Origin of the sequence: Pseudomonas sp. B21_DOA, assembly GCA_030544685.1 — a bacterium.
Lineage (GTDB): Bacteria > Pseudomonadota > Gammaproteobacteria > Pseudomonadales > Pseudomonadaceae > Aquipseudomonas > Aquipseudomonas fluorescens_AO.
This window is the reverse complement of record CP086683.1, coordinates 4,198,517-4,217,831: the sequence shown is the minus strand read 5'-3', so window position 1 is coordinate 4,217,831 and position 19,315 is coordinate 4,198,517. Positions and strand designations below refer to the sequence as shown.

Below are 19,315 nucleotides of genomic sequence, written 5' to 3'. Positions count from 1 at the left end.
CTGAAACCGGTTTCATTTTTGTTCAAAAAAATATTAGGTGGTTCTGTGGTGTCCTTCCGGACATCTTCGCGAGCAGACGCCGCCAATCCCTCGGGTCGACCCCCGCTCAACCAGCACCGGTGCAAAATCCACCACCCGCGCCACCTCGTCATCCCCACGCAAGCGCTTGAGCAAACACTCGAATGCTCGCGCGCCAATCTCTTGTGTCGGCTGCGCCAGCGCGGTAATCCCGCTGCCCACCAACGGATACCAATCCAGATCATCCAGAGCGATCAGCCCGACGTCTTCAAACAAACGCACACCCAGTGCGCGCAATGCATGAGTCGCCGCCAGCGCTGCAACGCCATTGGCGCAAAACAGCGCTTTCGGGCCATTACCGGGTGTGTTTAAAAGGTTTGAAGTTGCGCGTTCAGATCATCACCAGTCTCAACCACCGCACCGGTCAATCCTGAGCGCTGCGCGATCCGTGCCTGAAAACTGCTGACCCGCTCGATTCGCGAACTGGTGCCGTCAAACGGTTCAGTGACCAGCAAAAGATCGCGATATCCGCGCTGCTCCAGATGCGTCAGCGCCATCTCCACAGCTTGCGGGTTGTTCAGCCCGACCATATCGCTGTCGAGCCCCTCAACCTTGCGATCCACCAACACCATCGGCATCTCGCGTCGCAACTCGAGTAGTTCGTCCCGGTGATGGCCCAGCGTATTCACGATCAGCCCTTCGATGTTGTACGAGCGCAACAGCGCCAGATGCTGGCGCTCCTGCTCGTCATCGCGGTCGGTGTTGCACACCACCAGGCTGTAGCCGTGCGCACGGCAGGCGGTTTCCACCCCGTGCATTACAGCAATCGAATAAGGGTTACGGATATCGGCAACGAGCATGCCGATCAGGCGGGTTCGCCCGCGTTTGAGACCGCGGGCCATTTGGTTGGGGCGATAACCGAGTTCGTCGATGGCGTGCTCGATGCGTAGGGCGATGGCATCGGAGAGCAGAGCGCGGTCGTCGCCGATGAAACGCGAGACGCTGGCCTTGGACACGCCAGCGTGTTCGGCAACGTCGAGCATGGTCACGCGGCTGCGTTGGGCGGCGGAAAAATCATTCAATTGGTTAGACCTTGTTTTTGGAATATCGCGTTTTCACGGCACCAATGCTGTTGAAACCGGTTTCAGCAGACACTATCCGACCTGATGCCGTCAACCTTACAAATGCAGCTGAAGCAGTTACGGGAAAATGGTTTTCCGACAGACGGTCGACTTACCTGTCAGATCTGACAGTAGGCATCTTTCCGATACGGGAGCTTAATTTCTTTCAGGCCAAGATGACCAGCCAATGAGAAATTCCATGCCGATCGAAACGCCAATTACCTCAAGCAATTCATCGAATCCCGGTGTGCTTCTGAACCTGCCAAGGGTCGAAGGCGTCGATCCGCTTGACCCGGCCGGAACATTGCCGCCGGACGCAAAACAGGTGGGCATCGTTTGTATTATTGACCGCTGGCCGAATTTTCCTGTTTCAGGCGTGCGTAAAGACCGTGTTGAAATTTTCATCGTCGGCAACCCTGATTACATCGCATTTGCCGAATATGGGGCTGCGGACGATGCGCCAGAGTTTCGTATTCCAGTGATTCCCGAGAAACTTCCGGATGTGGCTACGTTTGAGCTTTTGTACACGGTACGTGCGATCAACCCTACTACGTCGCCTTCACGACGTCTGACTTTTGCGATAGTTGCGCCGCCGCAACGTTTGAAGAAAGTTGCTTTTCCCGATGCGGATGATTGGGGGTATATCGGATGTTACAAGAACCATCCCGATGATCCGGAAGCCTTGTTTATCTGGGAAGGGGTACGTATCGAGATTCCTTTCGATGACTTGTTTCAGCGTACGGATGTCCTCAGCCTGGATTGGCAGGCATGGGATTCTTTAAACGGGTCGGGAAACCCTTTGACACAGGTGTTTAACTTTACCGAGGTTGTGACAGATGTTGTGTCTAAGGAGCCGGTCAAGATCGTAATCAAGCCATTTGCTTCACATATAGAACCCATGGAGGAAAACGATTCGGCCACAGTGAGTTACCAGCTATTGCGCAACGGGGTACCCATCTTTCGCTCGTTTACCGGGCTGGTGAAGGTAGACAGGAAAATTCCGGGAGAAAGCAAGTATTGCTCGGATTTAAGTTGGATGAAGTGATCAGGGCGTAACAGTAGCGGCGATATTACGACTGCAGTTGGCGACGTCCGCCATTGTCGAAGATGCATGGATCAAAAAACATTTTCTACGCAATGGAGAAGGCACATGACAAGTATTCAAGCAGCGGACTCAAGCACACAAGCGGGAAATCTGGTCGCACCTACCCCGGAACTGCCAGACGGGCGCGGTGCAAACAAGGACATTATTCCGATAGCTGCGATTCCAGTGGGCGCCCCGCTGACACTTATGGTCAAGACCAATGTGTGGTTGAACCCCCACAATGGGGATCTGATTGCCCTTGATGTCACGCGAACCCAACCTCCGGCCAATCCGTTGCCGACAGATTTCACGCGGCTGCCCCGGGTAAGGCTGGGTGACGTGGCCAGCCGTCCTGTAGATTTTCCGATTACTGTGCCTACCGGATATCTGGGTGAGAATGCAACCCCGGACGGACCGACGCCGATCTGGGTTCGTAGCGTTCTGTATGAGCGGGGGCTCAACCCGCTGACCGGTCCTGTGATGCAGTTTTTTATTGACCGTACTGGTGCCTGGCAAGCGAAACCTGCACAAACAGGTACAAATCCGGGGCAGACCCCTGGCGCCAGGACAATTCCGCCAGCTACGTTTCCAAATGCCCCCGGCGATCTGGATGACACATGGGCGAGTCAGCCAGGTAACGAAGCGGGATTGCAGGTAGAAATTGATACAAGCTACGCCAACGTTCAGCCGGATGACACGTTGACCCTCTACGTGGCAGGTACACGTACCAATCCTCCGCAGGTGCCCCCTTTTTCAACGGACCGATGCCCACCGATGGCAAGCTGTCCATCCCGACCGCAGAGCTACGCAAGGTAACGAGCGGCCGGGCCTTCATCTGGTTCATCATTACTGACGCTGCTGGCAACCAGAGCGCATGGGGCGTGTATTTCAAAAACGTGCGTTTTCTGCCACTTCCCAAACTGGGCGTCATTACCGTCCCGGCAAACGAAGATGGTCTGATCGATTTAAAAGATGCGCGTGCAGGTGTGAAGGTAAAAGTCAGCCGGTTGGTAGATACAATCGGCACCGACGCAGTGAGCCTGACGTACGGCGCTCAACCAGCCCAGGATCTGCAATTCAACGCACTCACGGAGCTGGAGTTCACCATTCCTTGGTCGAGTCTGAGCAAACAATACTTTGATAACCAGACGGGTACGAATTTCGAATTGGACGTGGTCGTCAAAGCTGACTTGATGCGTGGCGGCTTATCCATCGACGATGGAACAACATCTGTAAAAACAGATTTCTCGACGCATCCGCCTTATACCGTCGACCCGACGACCCCGCCCCCTGAAGTTAATCCCGAATTCCGGAAACTGATCGTCCGCGGACAGGCCCCTGTCACGGATAACGTGCTCGGCCCTCATGATGTCGATAAGACAGCCAAGGCTCACATCGATGTATCGCCTGTCACAGCCGGAACGACATTCCCCGATCCCGAACCGGGCGATCTGGTCACTCTGAAGTATCTCGGGAATCAAGGCGAAATTATCGTTAATTCCATTCCAATGACTACGTCGAATATCAATACAGTCATTCAGATAGATTTGCCATATACCGTTGTCGGTCCGGGTGGTATCGGGCTTAAAGAGGCTTGGTGGACATATGAAAATCCCACTCGGAATAATACTCAAGACTCGGCAAAGGAGACGGTAACTGTCAATACTGTAGTCATTGTTCTCGATAAGCCGGAATTCCAACGTCCACCGACAGATGGCACCGAAGATCCATACATTATTTGCGAGAGCTTGACGGGGGATGATCACGTTGCGACGTTCAAGATCAAACCTAATGATCATTTCACCGATGGAATGGATATCACATTCAATTGGCAAGGTTGGCATGACGATGCTTATACAGTAGATGCGCCGGCCGATACCGTGTTTAGTGATACACGTGCTATTACTTTGGACGAACTAACGGCAGGGATGATCTGGGAAGTGCCGTATACACCTTTTATTCGCAAACTTCCTCGTCCTCCTGCTGACACTCCTGATCCAAGCGATTTTTATGCGGGCTATGTGAAAATCTGGTACTCCACACCGACTGTGTCTTCATCGGAAGTTGAAGAAATGGTTGTTTACTTGCTCAACGGCGACTTCCTGTACTGCGAGTCGGAACCGGGCTGGGATCCCGCGCCTGCTCCTTAATCGGCAATCGGTGTTACTGCATTGCCGGGAGAGCCAGCCTCTTCCGGCAACGCAATTTCATTGGCGGTGTAAGAAATATCTCGAAATGTCGCGGGTGGGCGATTAAGCCCACCTACTAAGAGGAGTAGTCCTACAGAGAAAGTCCGGAGTAGCAGGTATTCTCCAGCGCCGTCTACAACGGTCGTCTGATGGAACATGTATGCCTGAACCGTCTTTCTTCCGTCCCGATAAAATCAACGAGAAGTGAACATGACGTTAGAAAAATGCTTGGGACCGACAGTTTTAAAACTCACTGGCACGCTCTCTTGCGCAGCATTGCTGATTGCAATATCCGAGACGGCCTTTTCCCGAAATCTCAATCCTGGCGAAGTCGAAACCGTATCCGTCGGTGCTACGCCAGAAGCCTGGTTCATCCCTGCCACGGCCACGCTCAACCTCAATGGTGGTGACGCGCTTGACATTGTTGTCGGCGGTGGGACGTTAAACGCGATTTTCGCCAACACTTCACAGATTGAAGCCTCAAATGCCTTCGTGACTCTGGACGGAGCGACGGTGACCGGTAGCAATTTCGACACTGCGCTGAGTTTGACCGACAGCTCGGCAGTTGTATCCGGCAGTACGCTGTCCAGCGATGGCAGAGCAATGTTGCTTGCGCGCGACTTGAACATACCCGTTGGCTCAACGGCGACCGTCACTGGCAGTACGCTGACAGGCGGTTTTTCGGGTGCAGCGGTGACTTCCCTCAGTACCTTGAATCTGGTGGACAGCCGGGTTGAAGGGACTGACGCAGATGGTGTTGGCCTCGAACTTTACGGCGGCAACGCTAATATCAGTGCAGCCAGCGAGGTGATCGGAGAACTGGACGGGATCATATTTGGCGAGGATACCGTCCTGAACCCGAGCGATGTCACCGCACAGAGTGTACTGAAGGTTGATGGGTCAACCGTGCAAGGCCGCACCGGCGCAGCGATCAAAGTCGATTTTGCGACGCCAGACGATCAACCGGTATTGATCGAGATAGCTAACCGTTCGAACCTGATTGGCGGCAACGGTAATATCCTCGAAGTCATTGATGGCGCAGCAGCGCGCTTTCAGATCGACGACAGCCAGTTGACCGGCAATGTAGAGGTTGCTGACGGCGGGACCGCCGCGGTTTTCTTGCAAAACAGTGCCAGCCTTGACGGCAATTTGATCAACGTCGATTCTGTTTCGCTCGATACCCGAAGCATACTCACCGGTAACATTCAGGGCTCCGGGACTGGCGTCGTGATGCTGGACAACGACTCGATCCTGCACGGTTCGGTTACTGGCTTCAGCGATATGTCCATCGGGCGTGGCGCTGAATGGAACCTGGTTGGCAGCAATACGTTATCGAATCTCGAAATGCAGGGCGGGAACGTGAGATTCGGCACGCCCGCCGAGTTCGTCCGCCTGGACGTTGCCAACTTGTCAGGCAACGGCCGGTTTTTTGGATGCTGACGTGTCCACCGGTGAAACGGACTTTCTCAATGTCACGGAATCAGCCAGTGGCCGGCACGAGCTGGTAGTCGGTGCAAGCGCCAGCGAACCTGTCACCGGTGCACCGGTTCAAGTGGCTAACATCGCTGGCGGGGATGCTCAGTTCGATCTGAGAAACGGTCAGGTTGATCGTGGTGCTTTGGCGTACAAACTGGTGCGAGAGGGCGAAGGTATATTCCTGCGAACTGATGGGACAACGCCGAGCACGGGTACACAAACGGCATTGGCCATTGCCGGTACAGCTCCTACGGTTATCTATTCGGAAATGACCACTCTCAATACCCGCCTCGGCGACCGTCGCATGGCCGGCACTCAGCCCCGATCGCAATCGGTTGTTGCACTGGACTCAGATAATCAGAACGCGACCACCGGCCTGTGGATACGGACTCATGCCAATCAGTACAACGTCAAGAATGCCTATGGCGATGGTTACAAACAAAATCAGACTGGCGTCTCGTTGGGGGTGGATACGCCACTACCGATGGGTGATGGCCAATGGTTGATTGGGGTTTTTGGTGGATACAGCACCACTCGCCTTGACCTGGCCCGCGGCAGCGCGGGCACGATCAATAGCACCTATGGCGGGATGTATCTGTCGTGGTACGACGAAATGACCGGGTACTACGTGGATACCGTTGGCAAAATCAACCGTTTCAGTAATGACGTCAAAGTCACATTGAGCGATGACACTCGAACAAAGGGTGACTTCGATAATCTCGGGATCAGTGGGACCGTCGAAGTGGGCAAGCATATAGTCTTGAATCGAGGCTATTTCATCGAGCCCTCTGCCCAGTTTGGTGTAGCGACGGTGAAAGGCAAAGATTATCAGCTGGACAATGGGCTGCAGGTAGACAGCAACGAGACCCGCTCATTGCTCGGCAAGGTCGGAATGACAGTTGGCCGCGAGGTGGTGCTGAACAATGGCGGCAAACTGCAACCCAGGCTGCACGCGGCGGTAAGTCATGAATTCGTTAACAACAATCGTGTCAGCGTGAATGACACTGGATTCAACAACGACTTGTCCAGCACCAACCTCGAGCTGACCGGTGGCCTCAACTGGGTGCCGGCCAATAACAAATGGCAGGTATATGGCGAGCTAGGAACCAGCAGGGGCAGCAAAGCTGACCAGGAGCTGGGAGGGAGTGTCGGGCTGAGCTTCAGTTTCTGATTGCATCAGCATAAAAAAGGAAGCCTCGCAGCTTCCTTTTTCGGTAGTCAGTAAGTGCTTTTTCTTTTGCTCAGGTCGGCGTCAACGACAAATTCCCCAGTGATCGGGAACTCTTCGTTGCCATTCTCTCCACCATGGTCATATGTGCCGGACCAAGTGCCACTCAGTGTTTTTTCAATGTCGTCATATTTCAATGTCAGGCTCCCGCTCACAGAGACATGCAGGTCGCCCGTCGCGGGATTGGAATAGTAAGTGCTTCTGACATCATCGCTATCTTTGGACAGGTCATAGCTCAAAGATTGGGGTTTGAAAGGGAACACGAACTCAAGCGTACGCGTCACACCATCCTTGGTGTGTCCAGCTGTCAAAACGTAACGCAAGCCTTCCGGGTAGGGCTTCGGCCCGAAGGAAGGCACAGAGGTAGATCGAAACTCCATAAATTGAGGGACTTTGACAAACCTGTAGCGTGGATTGGCATCGCCGTTGATCGTGGCTGACAAAAAGGTCTGCGCTGTATCCGGCAAGATCGTCCTGTAGGCTCGGGCTGCATAGCTCATGAGTTATATCTCCATACGATATGGTTGGGGACATCCAAAGACTGACCCGTCCTACTTCTGGATGTTGTATGGAAGCCTGAATACAGTGCGCCTGTAAACTGTCAGTGTTGACAGTTTACAGGCGCACTTTTTGTGAGCTTTGAACTGCAAGAACATGCCGTGTTTTTTTCAGCCGAACAACCCTGCTGCAATGTTGATCGAGAACCCGAGGATCGCCGTATTGAACACAAATCCGATCAACGACTGCGCCAGCACAATCTTTCGAATATCCCGCGTTGCAACGCCCACGTCCGAAGTTTGCACAGCCACGCCGATGGTGAACGAGAAGTACAGAAAGTCCCAGTAATTAGGCGTGGTCAGTCCCTCAGCAAAACGCAGTGCCGGCTCCTTGCCGTTCCAGGTGTAAAACAACCGCGCGTAGTGCACGCAGAAAATTACCCCGATCAGCAGCCATGAGCCGATTACCGTCAGCGCTGTGAAGCCGTAGTGCATCAGTTTGTGTGAGGTTTCCAGATCCCTGCTACCGGCCAGTTCGAAGGTGATGGTGGCGAGACTGGCCAGCGCGGCGATACACACCACGAAAAGCACCAGCCCGGCGTTTTCATCCTCGATCTCGGCGATGCGGCGCACATCCGGGGCCTTGGCGCGTATGGTCAGCCAGAACATCAGGATCAGTTAAGTCCACACGCCGGTGTTCCAGCCGATAAGAATCTTGCTCGCGATGGAGTCGGCGGGGACCAGCAGGCCGGTGGCGAGGCCGAGCTCGGCGGCAGCGGAAAGGCGAGGGTGGGTACGGGCGAGGAAGGGCATGGGGACTCGGTGGGCAAGTGGGTAATGACACCTTAGCCCAGCGATGAGAGGTGTGACTACAATGCTGTCTGTATGCAGATCTCTGTGGGAGCGAGCCTGCTCGCGAAGGCGTCCGATCAGTCAATATCAGCTTTGAATGTACCGACGCATTCGCGCCTAGGCTCGCTCCCACAGTCGGATCAGTGTTGCTTGGTGAATCGTTGTACGAGCTTCATGACCACGACGAAGAACACCGGCACGAAGATCACCGCCAGCGTCGCGGTGATCATCCCGCCGATTACGCCAGTACCGATTGCTTGCTGGCTCGCTGAGCTGGCGCCGGTGGCGATGGCCAAGGGCACCACGCCAAGAATGAACGCCAGCGATGTCATCACGATCGGCCGCAGGCGCAAACGCGCTGCCTGCAACGTTGCATCGATGAGATCGTGACCCTCGTCATACAGGCTCTTGGCGAACTCGATGATCAGGATCGCGTTCTTTGCTGACAGGCCGATGATGGTAATCAGGCCAACCTTGAAGAACACGTCGTTAGGCATTTCGCGCATTGTCACCGCCAGCACCGCGCCGAGCACACCCAGCGGTACCACGAGCAATACCGAAGTCGGAATCGACCAGCTCTCGTACAGCGCCGCCAGACACAGGAACACCACCAGCAGCGACAAGCCGAGCAGAATCGGCGCCTGATTGCCGGACAGGCGTTCCTGCAATGACAGACCAGTCCATTCCTGGCCCAGCCCTTTGGGCCCCAGCGCTACCAGTCGCTCGATTTCCTCCATGGCCTCACCGGTGCTGCGCCCCGCCGACGGTTCTCCAGAGATGGCAATCGCCGGATAGCCGTTGTACCGGGTCAATTGCGCCGGCCCCTGAATCCAGTCGGCCTGGACGAATGCCGACAGCGGCACCATGTTTCCGGCGTTGTTGCGCACGTGCATTTTCAGCAAGTCGTCCACCTGACTGCGCTGATCACCTTCGGCTTGCACAACCACGCGCTGCATGCGGCCCTGATTGGGGAAGTCATTGATGTAGCTCGAACCCACGGCAGTGGACAACACGTTGCCGATGTCGGCGAACGAAACGCCCAAGGCATTCGCCTGCTTGCGGTCGACGATCAGTTGCACTTGCGGCGCTTCGGCCAGCGCGCTTTCACGCACGTTCATCAGTACCGGGCTTTTCTCGGCGGCGGCGAGCAGTTCCGTACGCGCCTGCATCAACGTCGCATGGCCCAGTCCACCGCGATCCTGCAAACGGAACTCGAAACCGCTGGACGTGCCGAGACCATCGACCGGCGGCGGCAGCACCGAGAACGCCATGGCGTCCTTGATCTGGCTCAGGGCTGCGTTGGCGCGGTCAGCGATCGAGCTGGCGGCATCATCACTGCCACGTTCCGACCAATCCTTGAGCGTTGAAAACGCCAGCGCCGCATTCTGCCCGCTACCGGAGAAGCTGAAACCGAGAATCACCACACTGTCACTGATCCCCGGCTCACCGGCGTTATGCGCTTCAAGCTGCTCGGCCACTTGAACCGTGCGGTTCTTGGTCGCGCCGGGCGGCAGCTGGATGTCGGTGATGGTGTAGCCCTGATCCTCTGTCGGCAGAAACGAGGAGGGCAGACGCGCGAAGCAAATGCCCAGACCTACAAGCAGGACGACGTAGACCAACAAGTAGCGACCGGTGCGCTTCAGCGCATAGCCAACCCAACCTTGATAGCGATCGGTCAGATGATCAAAGCGGCGATTGAACCAACCGAAGAATCCGGATTTTTCGTGATGCTCGCCTTTGGCGACAGGCTTGAGCAGTGTCGCGCATAATGCCGGCGTCAACGTCAGGGCGAGGAACGCCGAGAACAAAATCGACGTGGCCATCGACAGCGAAAACTGCTGATAGATCACTCCGACCGAACCCTGCATGAATGCCATCGGAATAAACACCGCGACCAGCACCAGCGTGATGCCGATGATAGCCCCGGTGATCTGCGTCATCGCCTTGCGCGTGGCTTCTTTCGGCGACAGGCCCTCGGTTGCCATGATCCGCTCGACGTTCTCCACCACCACGATCGCATCGTCCACCAGAATGCCGATGGCCAGCACCATGCCGAACATGGTCAGCACATTGATGGAGAAGCCCAGCGCCAGCATGGTCGCGAACGTGCCCATCAGCGCCACCGGCACCACCAACGTCGGAATCAGCGTATAGCGCACGTTCTGCAAGAACAGGAACATCACCGCAAACACCAGCAGCATCGCTTCGCCAAGGGTGTAGATCACTTTGGTGATCGAGACTTTGACGAAGGGCGACGTGTCGTACGGGATGTTGTATTCAACGCCGGCCGGGAAATAGCGCGCCAACTCATCCATCTTCGCCCGCACCAGCGTCGCGGTGTTCAGCGCGTTGGCGCCCGGAGAGAGCTGCACGCCGACGGCAGTGGACGGCTTGCCGTTCAGGCGCGTGCCGAACTGATATTCCTGGCTGCCGATTTCGACGCGCGCGACATCGCCGATGCGCACCGTGGAGCCGTCGCGGTTGGCCTTGAGCACGATGTCGGCGAATTCCTGCGGCGTCGACAACTGGCCCTTGACCAGAATCGTCGCAGTGATCTCCTGCGTCGAAGGTGACGGCAGATCACCGATGCTGCCGGCGGAAACCTGGGCGTTCTGCGCGACGATGGCTTCGTTGACATCGGCCGGCGTCAGGTTGAAGGCGATCAGCTTCTGCGGATCGATCCAGATTCGCATCGCCCGTTCGGCGCCGTACAACTGCGCCTTGCCGACACCGTCCAGCCGCTTGATCTCGTTCATCACGTTGCGCGCCAGATAATCGCTGAGCGCCACGTCATCGAGCTTGCCGTCGCTGGAGGTCAGAGTGATCAGCAAGAGGAAACCGGAAGAGACCTTCTCCACCTGCAAACCCTGCTGATTGACCGCTTGCGGCAGGCGCGACTCGACCACCTTGAGACGGTTCTGCACGTCAACCTGCGCCAGTTCCGGGTTGGTACCCGGCTGGAACGTGGCCTTGATCGTCGCGCTACCGAGGCTGCTCTGCGATTCGAAATAGAGCAGGTGATCGGCGCCGTTGAGTTCCTCCTCGATCAGGCTGACCACGCTTTCATCGACGGTCTGCGCCGAGGCGCCGGGGTAGACGGCGTAGATTTCGATCTGCGGCGGTGCGACGTCGGGGTATTGCGCGACCGGTAACTGCGGGATGGCCAGCGCACCAGCCAACAGGATGAACAGGGCGACCACCCAGGCGAACACCGGGCGGTCGATAAAGAACTGCGGCATATGAAAGCGTCCTGCTTACTGACCAGTGGTCTGGGCAAGTGGAAGAGGGGTTTCGTCGATCTGCACTTTCTCCCGGGACGGGCGTGTTGCAGGCCTTCGATGACAATACGGTCGCCGGGCTTCAGGCCGCCGGTGACGATCCAGCGATTGTTCTGCACTGCGCCCAGTTGCACTGGTTGCGCCGCAACGCGCATCTGCTCATCGACGGTCAGTACCTGGGCAATGCCGGCGCTGTCGCGTTGAACGGCGCGTTGCGGCACGGTGATACCGTTCTGGATGGTCGCCTGCTCAAGACGTACGCGGATGAAACTGCCCGGCAGCAGGTCGAGATCCGGGTTGGGAAATTCGCTGCGCAGGATGATCTGGCCAGTGCCCGGATCGACGGTGATGTCGCTGAACAACAACTTGCCCGGCAACGGATACAGGCTGCCGTCATCCTGAATCAGCGTGGCCTTGACCTGGTCCTGGCCGACTTCCTGCAACTGCCCGGAACGGAACGCGCGGCGCAGCTCATTGAGCTCGCGGGTCGACTGGGTCAGGTCGGCATGGATCGGATTTAATTGCTGGATCAGCGCCAGCGGCGTGGTTTCGTTCTGCCCGACCAGCGCACCTTCGGTGACCAGCGCGCGGCCGATGCGGCCGGAAATCGGCGCGGTGACGGTGGCATAACCGAGATTCAGTTTCGCTCTTTCAAGCGCTGCCTTGCTGGCGGCGACATCGGCGGCAGTCTGCCGAGCGGCAGCGCGGGCGTTGTCGTAGTCCTGACCGCTGATGGCCTGGTCCTCGATCAACTGCGCATAGCGTTGTTCTTGCAGTTTCGCCTGGAAAGCGTTGGCCTCGGCCTTGCGCAGCGCAGCTTCGGCACTGTCCAGATCAGCCTTGAACGGCGCCGGGTCGATGCGGAACAGCACATCACCCTTTTTCACGTCGCTGCCTTCGCGGTAGGTGCGCTGCAACACCACGCCCGCCACTCGCGCACGCACTTCGGCAATCCGTGGCGCGGCGATGCGCCCGCTCAATTCGCTGCTGATCGACAATGGCTGGGTTTTGATGGTCTCGATGCGCACCGTGGCCGGTGGCGCTTGCTCTTCGGCAGTCGAGGATGAGTCGCAGGCGCTCAGCGTCAGCGCCAATGCGATCAGGCCGAGCCCGGCCAGCAGTTTTCCAGACATGTACAACCCCCAATATTTGAGGCCGCATCCTACGGCCAGACGGGGAGGTTAGCGGTGAAGCTTTGTAGCTGCTGTGTGAAATTGTGTAAGGGTTTTGCTCAGTGGTGCGTGAGGGCGTATATCCTGCAGGCCTTGAATTCTTTTGTGACGGTTAAACCGCTTTCGCGAGCAAGCTCGCTCCCACATGAGTTTTGTAAACAATGCAAAACCACTGTGGGAGCGAGCTTGCTCGCGAAAGCGGTCTGACATCTACTTCAGCAATATCTGGAACACCCCATGCCCAACATCCTCCTGGTCGAAGACGACACCGCCCTCGCCGAACTGATTTCCAGCTACCTGGAGCGCAACGGTTATTCCGTCAGTGTCATTGGCCGTGGCGACCATGTGCGCGAACGGGCGCGGATCAGTCCGCCGGACCTGGTGATCCTCGATCTGATGCTGCCGGGCCTCGACGGCTTGCAGGTGTGCCGCTTGCTGCGCGCCGATTCAGCGACCCTGCCAATCCTTATGCTGACGGCCCGCGATGACAGTCATGATCAGGTACTGGGCCTGGAAATGGGCGCTGACGACTACGTCACCAAACCCTGCGAGCCGCGGGTGTTACTGGCGCGGGTGCGCACGCTGTTGCGGCGCAGCAGTCTCGGCGAACCACTGGCGGCAAATGACCGGATCGTCATGGGTAATCTGTGTATCGATCTGTCCGAACGCACCGTGACCTGGCGTGATCAAGCGGTTGAGCTGTCCAGCGGTGAATACAATTTGTTGGTGGTGCTGGCCCGGCACGCCGGCGAAGTGCTGAGTCGCGATCAGATTCTGCAGCGGCTGCGCGGCATCGAGTTCAATGGCACTGACCGCTCGGTGGACGTGGCGATCTCCAAGCTGCGGCGCAAATTCGATGATCACGCCGGCGAGGCGCGCAAGATCAAGACCGTATGGGGCAAGGGCTATCTGTTCAGCCGGTCCGAGTGGGAATGCTGAGCTGATGTTTCGTATTCTGTTTCGTCTGTATCTGGTGACGATCGTCTCCTATAGCGCGGCGATCTATCTCGTGCCGGATCTGGTGGTGATGGTCTTTCGCGATCGATTCGTCACCTACAACCTGGAGTTTTCCCGCGGTCTGCAGTCGCTGATCACCAAGCAGTTTCATGCCGCGCCGCAAGAGCAATGGCCGGCGATTGCTGCCTCGATGGACAAGGAATTCCAGCCGCTGCACATCGTCCTGACGCCAATCGACGACCCGGTGTTCACGCCCATCGAGCAGGAACGTCTGCACCAGGGTGAGAACGTCGTGCGCATCGGCGACTGGGGTTGGCGAACGCTGGCGGTGACTCCGCTGGATGCGGATATGGCAGTGCGTATGGTCGTGCCGCCGGATCCGGTCGATGTCGACCTGTTGTACTGGAGCATCAACGTGTTGATCGGCGCCATGTTGCTCGGCTGCCTGCTGCTATGGCTGCGCCCGCACTGGCGCGATCTGGAACGCCTGAAAGGCACTGCGGAACGCTTCGGCAAAGGACATTTGAGCGAGCGGACCAAAATCGCGCCGAGTTCGAACATCGGCAGCCTCGCCAACGTGTTCGACACCATGGCCGGCGATATCGAAAACCTGCTCAATCAACAGCGCGATCTGCTCAATGCCGTTTCCCACGAACTGCGTACACCGCTGACACGTCTGGATTTTGGCTTGGCGCTGGCGTTGTCCGAAGACTTGCCGGCCGCCAGCCGCGAGCGTTTGCAGAGCCTGGTTGCGCACATCCGTGAACTGGATGAACTGGTACTGGAATTGCTCTCCTACAGCCGCTTACAGAATCCGGCGCAATCGCCTGAGCGCATCGAGGTGTCGCTCGACGAGTTCATCGACAGCATTCTCGGCAGTGTCGATGAGGAACTGGAATCGCCGGACATCGTGATTGACGTGCTCTTGCACGGTCAGCTCGAACGCTTCGCGCTGGACCCGCGCCTGACCGCTCGGGCCATCCAGAACCTGTTGCGCAATGCCATGCGCTATTGCGAAAAACGCATTCAGATTGGCGTACAGGTGATTGCCGGCGGATGTGAGATCTGGGTTGACGACGATGGCATTGGCATTCCCGACGATGAGCGCGAGCGGATCTTTGAACCGTTCTATCGGCTCGACCGCAGCCGTGATCGCGCCACCGGCGGATTCGGCCTCGGTCTGGCGATCAGCCGCCGAGCGCTCGAAGCACAGGGCGGCACGCTGACCGTCGAGAGTTCGCCGCTGGGTGGGGCGCGATTCAGGCTGTGGTTGCCGGCCGCGGCCTGAATTCCCTAACGAATATCAGATGATTGGATCAGGCCGACGCTGGCCTCCTGCATCCGCGTAATTGCAGACGCCAGCGAATCGTCCAGATCAATAGCCCGACAGGCATCCAACACCACAAAGACATTGAAACCCGCCGCGCGCGCGTCCAGCGCCGAAAACATCACACAGAAATCCAGGGCCAGGCCAACCATATAAACGGTGTCGACGCCGCGCTCTTTCAAATAGCTGGCAAGCCCCGTGGTGGTGCTTCGGTCCGCTTCCAAAAAGCGGAATAGCTATCGATGTCGGGGTTGCAGCCTTTGCGTATGATCAATTGCGCGTGCGGCAAATCCAGTTCCGCGTGGAATTCGGCGCCGGCGCTGGCTTGCACACAATGCTCGGGCCACAGCGTTTGTGCGCCGTACGGCAGTTGAATGACGTCGTAAGGCTGCCGGCCCGGATGGCTGGACGCAAACGAGATATGCCCGCTCGGGTGCCAGTCCTGAGCAATCACGACTTGCCTGAACTGGCGCGCGAGCCGGTTGATCAGCGGCACAATCCGGTCACCTTCAGGCACCGGCAATTGTCCGCCGGGAATAAAATCGTTCTGAACATCGATGACCAGCAATGCGGTGCGAGATGAAATTGGCACAGGGCGATCTTCCTTGGAATTAAACCTCGGCCAGTTTAGCAGGGCTTCCTTTAGCCGCTGGTCTGCAGTACGCATTGCTGGGTTTTACTGTCCCAGACCTGGCCTTTCGGACATTCGGGCTTTTTCACGGCGTCGCTTTCATCGACAGCAAAAACAGCGGGGCTGGACAGGGCGGTGACCAGCAGCGGGACGGCGAACAGCACTTGGCGAATGTTCATGGTCAATCTCCACTTTCATCGGCTTGGAGCGGAAGTTGTTGTTCTCATTTGCAGAGACTGTTCAGTTCTCAGGAAGATTCAAAATTGTGAGGCTGGGCCGACGGCGCAGCGGCAGAATTGCGCCGCTCCTGAATTCCGCGAATCACCAGATACAACAGCGGCCCCACTGAAACGAACACTGTGGTCAGCAGCAAATAAGGCACTACCGACCAGACGGAGCGTCCCCGAGACCGGGCGTCCTTGACCATCCATACACCGGCCAGTGTCGCCATCAGGTACAGATCGATGACTACCTGCGCGGTGTCCGGTCGTGACATCAGGCTGATGCCGAAGTTGATCAGTGACTGTTCAGCCTGGAGCATTACCGAAACTGTGTACCCACTGAACGCGAGCAAAGCGGTGAGAGGCAGCGCGATGGACATCATGCTTTCCTTCCTTGGTGTGATGAGCAGAATCGCCAGCCTACCGGCGCGACGCACAATTGACCATTGACTTGTCATCCGCCGGCAGGCTAATTTCCAGCCCATGACTTTTACCGTAATGCGCTGCCAGCCAAGCATTATTACCGCCATTCCTCATTTGGCGGGCTAGCTCACGACTGCAGCACCCAACCCGCCCTAGAGGCGGGTTTTTACTTTCTGTCTCCGGGGTTCTGAAAAATGTCAGGAGACGACCATGCCGTACAGCCCCGACCAGCGAGCACTGCTTGAGCACTACGTGAAAAAGATTCTGGCCGCGCCGGTGTACGACATTGCGGTGCGTACGCCATTGCAGTTTGCGCCAGCGTTGTCTGAAACAATGGGCAACCGGATCTTGCTCAAGCGCGAAGATCTGCAACCGACGTTCTCTTTCAAGATCCGTGGTGCTTACAACAAACTCGTGCAACTGAGCGAAGAGCAGAGAGCGCGGGGAGTGATCACTGCATCGGCAGGTAATCACGCGCAAGGCGTAGCGCTGGCGGCACGGGAATTGGGCATCGCCGCGACGATTGTCATGCCCTCTACCACCCCTGAGCTCAAAGTACTCGGCGTGCGCAGTCGCGGTGCCGAAGCCCTGCTGCACGGAGAGAGTTTCCCGTTTGCTCTGGCCCACGCGTTGCATTTGGCCGAGCAGAGCGGATGCACGTTCGTTTCACCCTTCGATGATCCTGACGTGATCGCCGGCCAAGGTACCGTGGGCATGGAAATACTGCGCCAGCATCAAGGCGCGCTGGATGCGATCTTTATCCCGGTCGGCGGCGGAGGTTTGATCGCCGGTATCGCGGCCTACGTCAAATACCTGCGTCCTGACGTGCGGATCATTGGCGTCGAATCCGAACATTCGGCCTGTCTGCAAGCCGCTTTGCGCGCGGACGAGCGGGTGGTTCTGCCGAGCGTCGGCACCTTCGCCGACGGCGTAGCGGTGGCGCAGATTGGCGCGTATGGCTTTGAGGTTTGCCGTTTCTGCGTAGATGAAGTAATCACGGTCAGCAATGACGAGCTCTGCGCCGCGATCAAGAATATCTACGACGATACACGTTCGATCACTGAACCTTCAGGTGCGCTGGCCGTGGCGGGGATCAAGCAGTACGTGGCGCGCAGCGGCGTTCGCGATCAGACATTCGTCGCCATCGACTCCGGGGCCAACATCAACTTCGACAGCCTGCGCCATGTCGCCGAGCGCGCCGCTGCCTGCGGCGTGCCGGCGTGATGGGACGCTGCGGTTATTCCTGCAGGGCGGTGCCGACTTTGTCCGACGCCGACCAGATGCGATAACGCACCTCTACGTCCGAAGGCGCGTACACCACGACTGGCAACTTGCTGTTGTAGCGCAACATGAAGCCGTCGCCGACGACCGGAACGAAAGCGCGCTTTTTCTGGCTGCCGGGCGGGCAAGCCATCATCGTGCTCATCGGGCCGATGACCTTTTCCAGGCGATAGAACGGATAGCCCCAGCCTTGCAGATTCTTTTCATCGAGCACACCGCCCAGACGTTGGCGGTTGCAATCCACTTCCAGAGTTTTTCCAGCGAGAATTTCAACCTGGAAATTCTCTTCCCGCTCTTGTTTGGGCAGATGGATGACCTGACGGGTAAACCCGGCTTCGGCTTTGGGATACGGCGCGACATCTTCGAGTTTGGCGGCGTGGGCGAGGGTTGAAAGATTGGCGATTAACAGCCCAGTGATCGCGCAAATGCGTAAGGAATTCATGGAAGCCTCCGTGCGGGTTGAATTGCAATGGGAGACATTCTTGCCGTCATGGTCTTCGAAAGCAAATTCAGCCGGAGATTGCAGATTGCAGTGGACGGGCGGTCGGTTCATGCATTTTGCAAATAGCAGGATACTGGCCATGTTTCCAAGTGCTTGATTTTGAAGGGCGCCAAACGAACCGGTCAAAGGCACGTTTTATGCGTTCTTCCGGTGAGGCGCACCGGATTTGGGCGCCTACACTCCAATGGGCATTTCGCAGTACCACCATTTGCCGCACCAAGGAAACAGCGGGGGCACACCCGCGAAGGCGCAGCGAAGGGTCAGCGTGAATACTTGATTGGCAATCGCACAGAAAGGAGAGGGTTCGCCATGTTTTTATCTGCCTTGGAATTACGCAATATCATTGAAAGCAGCTTCCTGCCGAAACGCTGCCAGTGCACGCTGTCACCCGACTTGTCGATGTCCGTCAAAGTGTTTGGCGACCATCGAACCGACCAAGCCGATCTCTACGTCAGTGGCATCGATGCCAGCCGCTTGAACAGCTGCCGTGAAATCAACAACCTGGTCGCAGGACTGCGATCCGATCTCGCACAACAAACCAATACGCATCAAACCAGCGCTCGTTCTCGAGCGGTTTAACCCAGCGTTTCACCCAATTCGACCGTCACGCGCCGGGCCTGTACAAAACCAAGGCCCAGCGCGAACTCGACTAGCACCGCGAGCAAAATCCCGGGGCCGGCATGGCCATTGAGCCATTCGCCAAAACCCAACGCCGCCAAACCGAAACAGCCGACGATAAAACCAGTGCTCAGTGCACTGCGTGCCGCTGACGGCGGAGCATTGCGCAGCATATAAAACATCACCCCCAACGCCGCAAACAGCACCGCGCTGCGCCTTGCGACTACGCCGGTGCCTTCCGAATAGCCAATACTCCAGATCGCCAGCAACACCTCCGGAAAAAATCCCCAGACCAGCGCCAGCAAAAACACAGGATTGAAGTGAAGCTCGACAACGTGCGGAACGACAACTGCATGGCCAGTCCTTGCGGCAGTAGGGAAGGTCCCGAGCATACCCGCCGAAACCACCCCACGCCTATGGCCAACCGGAAAATCAGAAGC

Annotated in this window: 13 protein-coding genes and 6 pseudogenes; 9 read left to right on the top strand and 10 right to left on the bottom strand. The window is 57.2% G+C overall.

The genetic code is table 11. The features are described from left to right. Window positions 1-33: 33 nt before the first annotated feature. Window positions 34-1,061: pseudogene (locus tag LJU32_19415) on the bottom strand (LacI family DNA-binding transcriptional regulator). Between the two features lie 277 nt (window positions 1,062-1,338). On the opposite strand from LJU32_19415, the gene LJU32_19410 reads away from it, so the two are divergent. The 5 genes from LJU32_19410 to LJU32_19390 all read left to right on the top strand — a co-directional run bounded on the left by LJU32_19410 (window position 1,339) and on the right by LJU32_19390 (window position 7,059). After that, a complete protein-coding gene (locus LJU32_19410) occupies window positions 1,339-2,184 on the top strand; it encodes a hypothetical protein (GenBank protein WKV87778.1) in 846 nt (281 codons plus the stop codon). 105 nt (window positions 2,185-2,289) lie between these two features. Then, complete coding sequence (locus tag LJU32_19405) at window positions 2,290-3,039, top strand: hypothetical protein (protein ID WKV87777.1); 750 nt, start codon at window positions 2,290-2,292, stop codon at window positions 3,037-3,039. After that, on the top strand, window positions 2,988-4,373 hold the full coding sequence (locus LJU32_19400; GenBank protein WKV87776.1) for a hypothetical protein: 1,386 nt from the start codon (window positions 2,988-2,990) through the stop codon (window positions 4,371-4,373). The genes LJU32_19405 and LJU32_19400 overlap by 52 nt, the downstream gene beginning before the upstream one ends. 249 nt (window positions 4,374-4,622) lie before the next feature. Next, a complete protein-coding gene (locus tag LJU32_19395) occupies window positions 4,623-5,852 on the top strand; it encodes a hypothetical protein (GenBank protein WKV87775.1) in 1,230 nt (409 codons plus the stop codon). A 1-nt stretch (window position 5,853) separates the two neighbouring features. Then, a complete protein-coding gene (locus LJU32_19390; GenBank protein WKV87774.1) occupies window positions 5,854-7,059 on the top strand; it encodes an autotransporter outer membrane beta-barrel domain-containing protein in 1,206 nt (401 codons plus the stop codon). A 47-nt stretch (window positions 7,060-7,106) separates the two neighbouring features. On the opposite strand, the gene LJU32_19385 is transcribed toward LJU32_19390, so the two are convergent. From LJU32_19385 to LJU32_19370, 4 genes and pseudogenes are all read right to left on the bottom strand, one after another. Beyond that, complete coding sequence (locus LJU32_19385) at window positions 7,107-7,616, bottom strand: hypothetical protein (protein WKV87773.1); 510 nt, start codon at window positions 7,614-7,616, stop codon at window positions 7,107-7,109. Between the two features lie 168 nt (window positions 7,617-7,784). Continuing rightward, window positions 7,785-8,426 (bottom strand): annotated as a pseudogene (locus LJU32_19380) (DUF1345 domain-containing protein). Between the two features lie 179 nt (window positions 8,427-8,605). Then, entirely contained in the window at window positions 8,606-11,704 is a 3,099-nt protein-coding gene (locus LJU32_19375) for a multidrug efflux RND transporter permease subunit (GenBank protein ID WKV87772.1), read from the bottom strand. Window positions 11,705-11,719: 15 nt separating this feature from the next. Further along, window positions 11,720-12,876 (bottom strand): annotated as a pseudogene (locus tag LJU32_19370) (efflux RND transporter periplasmic adaptor subunit). Window positions 12,877-13,152: 276 nt separating this feature from the next. On the opposite strand from LJU32_19370, the gene LJU32_19365 reads away from it, so the two are divergent. Both LJU32_19365 and LJU32_19360 read left to right on the top strand, forming a co-directional pair. Then, complete coding sequence (locus tag LJU32_19365; GenBank protein WKV87771.1) at window positions 13,153-13,854, top strand: response regulator transcription factor; 702 nt, start codon at window positions 13,153-13,155, stop codon at window positions 13,852-13,854. A gap of 4 nt (window positions 13,855-13,858) precedes the next feature. Then, window positions 13,859-15,160 carry a two-component sensor histidine kinase gene (locus LJU32_19360; GenBank protein ID WKV87770.1) on the top strand — a complete coding sequence of 434 codons (1,302 nt, stop codon included), beginning with the start codon at window positions 13,859-13,861 and terminating at the stop codon, window positions 15,158-15,160. 5 nt (window positions 15,161-15,165) lie between these two features. Here LJU32_19360 and pncA read toward each other — a convergent pair. From pncA to LJU32_19345, 3 genes and pseudogenes are all read right to left on the bottom strand, one after another. Next, window positions 15,166-15,791 (bottom strand): annotated as a pseudogene (pncA, locus tag LJU32_19355) (bifunctional nicotinamidase/pyrazinamidase). A 50-nt stretch (window positions 15,792-15,841) separates the two neighbouring features. Continuing rightward, window positions 15,842-16,009: a hypothetical protein gene (locus LJU32_19350; GenBank protein WKV87769.1), complete on the bottom strand. Its 168-nt coding sequence runs from the start codon at window positions 16,007-16,009 to the stop codon at window positions 15,842-15,844. A gap of 68 nt (window positions 16,010-16,077) precedes the next feature. Beyond that, on the bottom strand, window positions 16,078-16,434 hold the full coding sequence (locus tag LJU32_19345) for a DUF2834 domain-containing protein (protein ID WKV91152.1): 357 nt from the start codon (window positions 16,432-16,434) through the stop codon (window positions 16,078-16,080). A 250-nt stretch (window positions 16,435-16,684) separates the two neighbouring features. Here LJU32_19345 and ilvA point away from each other — a divergent pair. Then, window positions 16,685-17,671, top strand: a pseudogene (ilvA, locus tag LJU32_19340) (threonine ammonia-lyase, biosynthetic). A gap of 40 nt (window positions 17,672-17,711) precedes the next feature. Here ilvA and eco read toward each other — a convergent pair. Further along, a complete protein-coding gene (gene eco / locus LJU32_19335; GenBank protein WKV87768.1) occupies window positions 17,712-18,197 on the bottom strand; it encodes a serine protease inhibitor ecotin in 486 nt (161 codons plus the stop codon). 369 nt (window positions 18,198-18,566) lie between these two features. Here eco and LJU32_19330 point away from each other — a divergent pair, with 369 nt between their 5' ends. Continuing rightward, a complete protein-coding gene (locus LJU32_19330; protein WKV87767.1) occupies window positions 18,567-18,836 on the top strand; it encodes a DUF1652 domain-containing protein in 270 nt (89 codons plus the stop codon). Here the strand turns inward: LJU32_19330 and LJU32_19325 are convergent. Then, a pseudogene (locus LJU32_19325) lies at window positions 18,833-19,230 on the bottom strand (hypothetical protein). The gene LJU32_19330 and the pseudogene LJU32_19325 overlap by 4 nt on opposite strands. Between the last annotated feature and the right edge of the window lie 85 nt (window positions 19,231-19,315).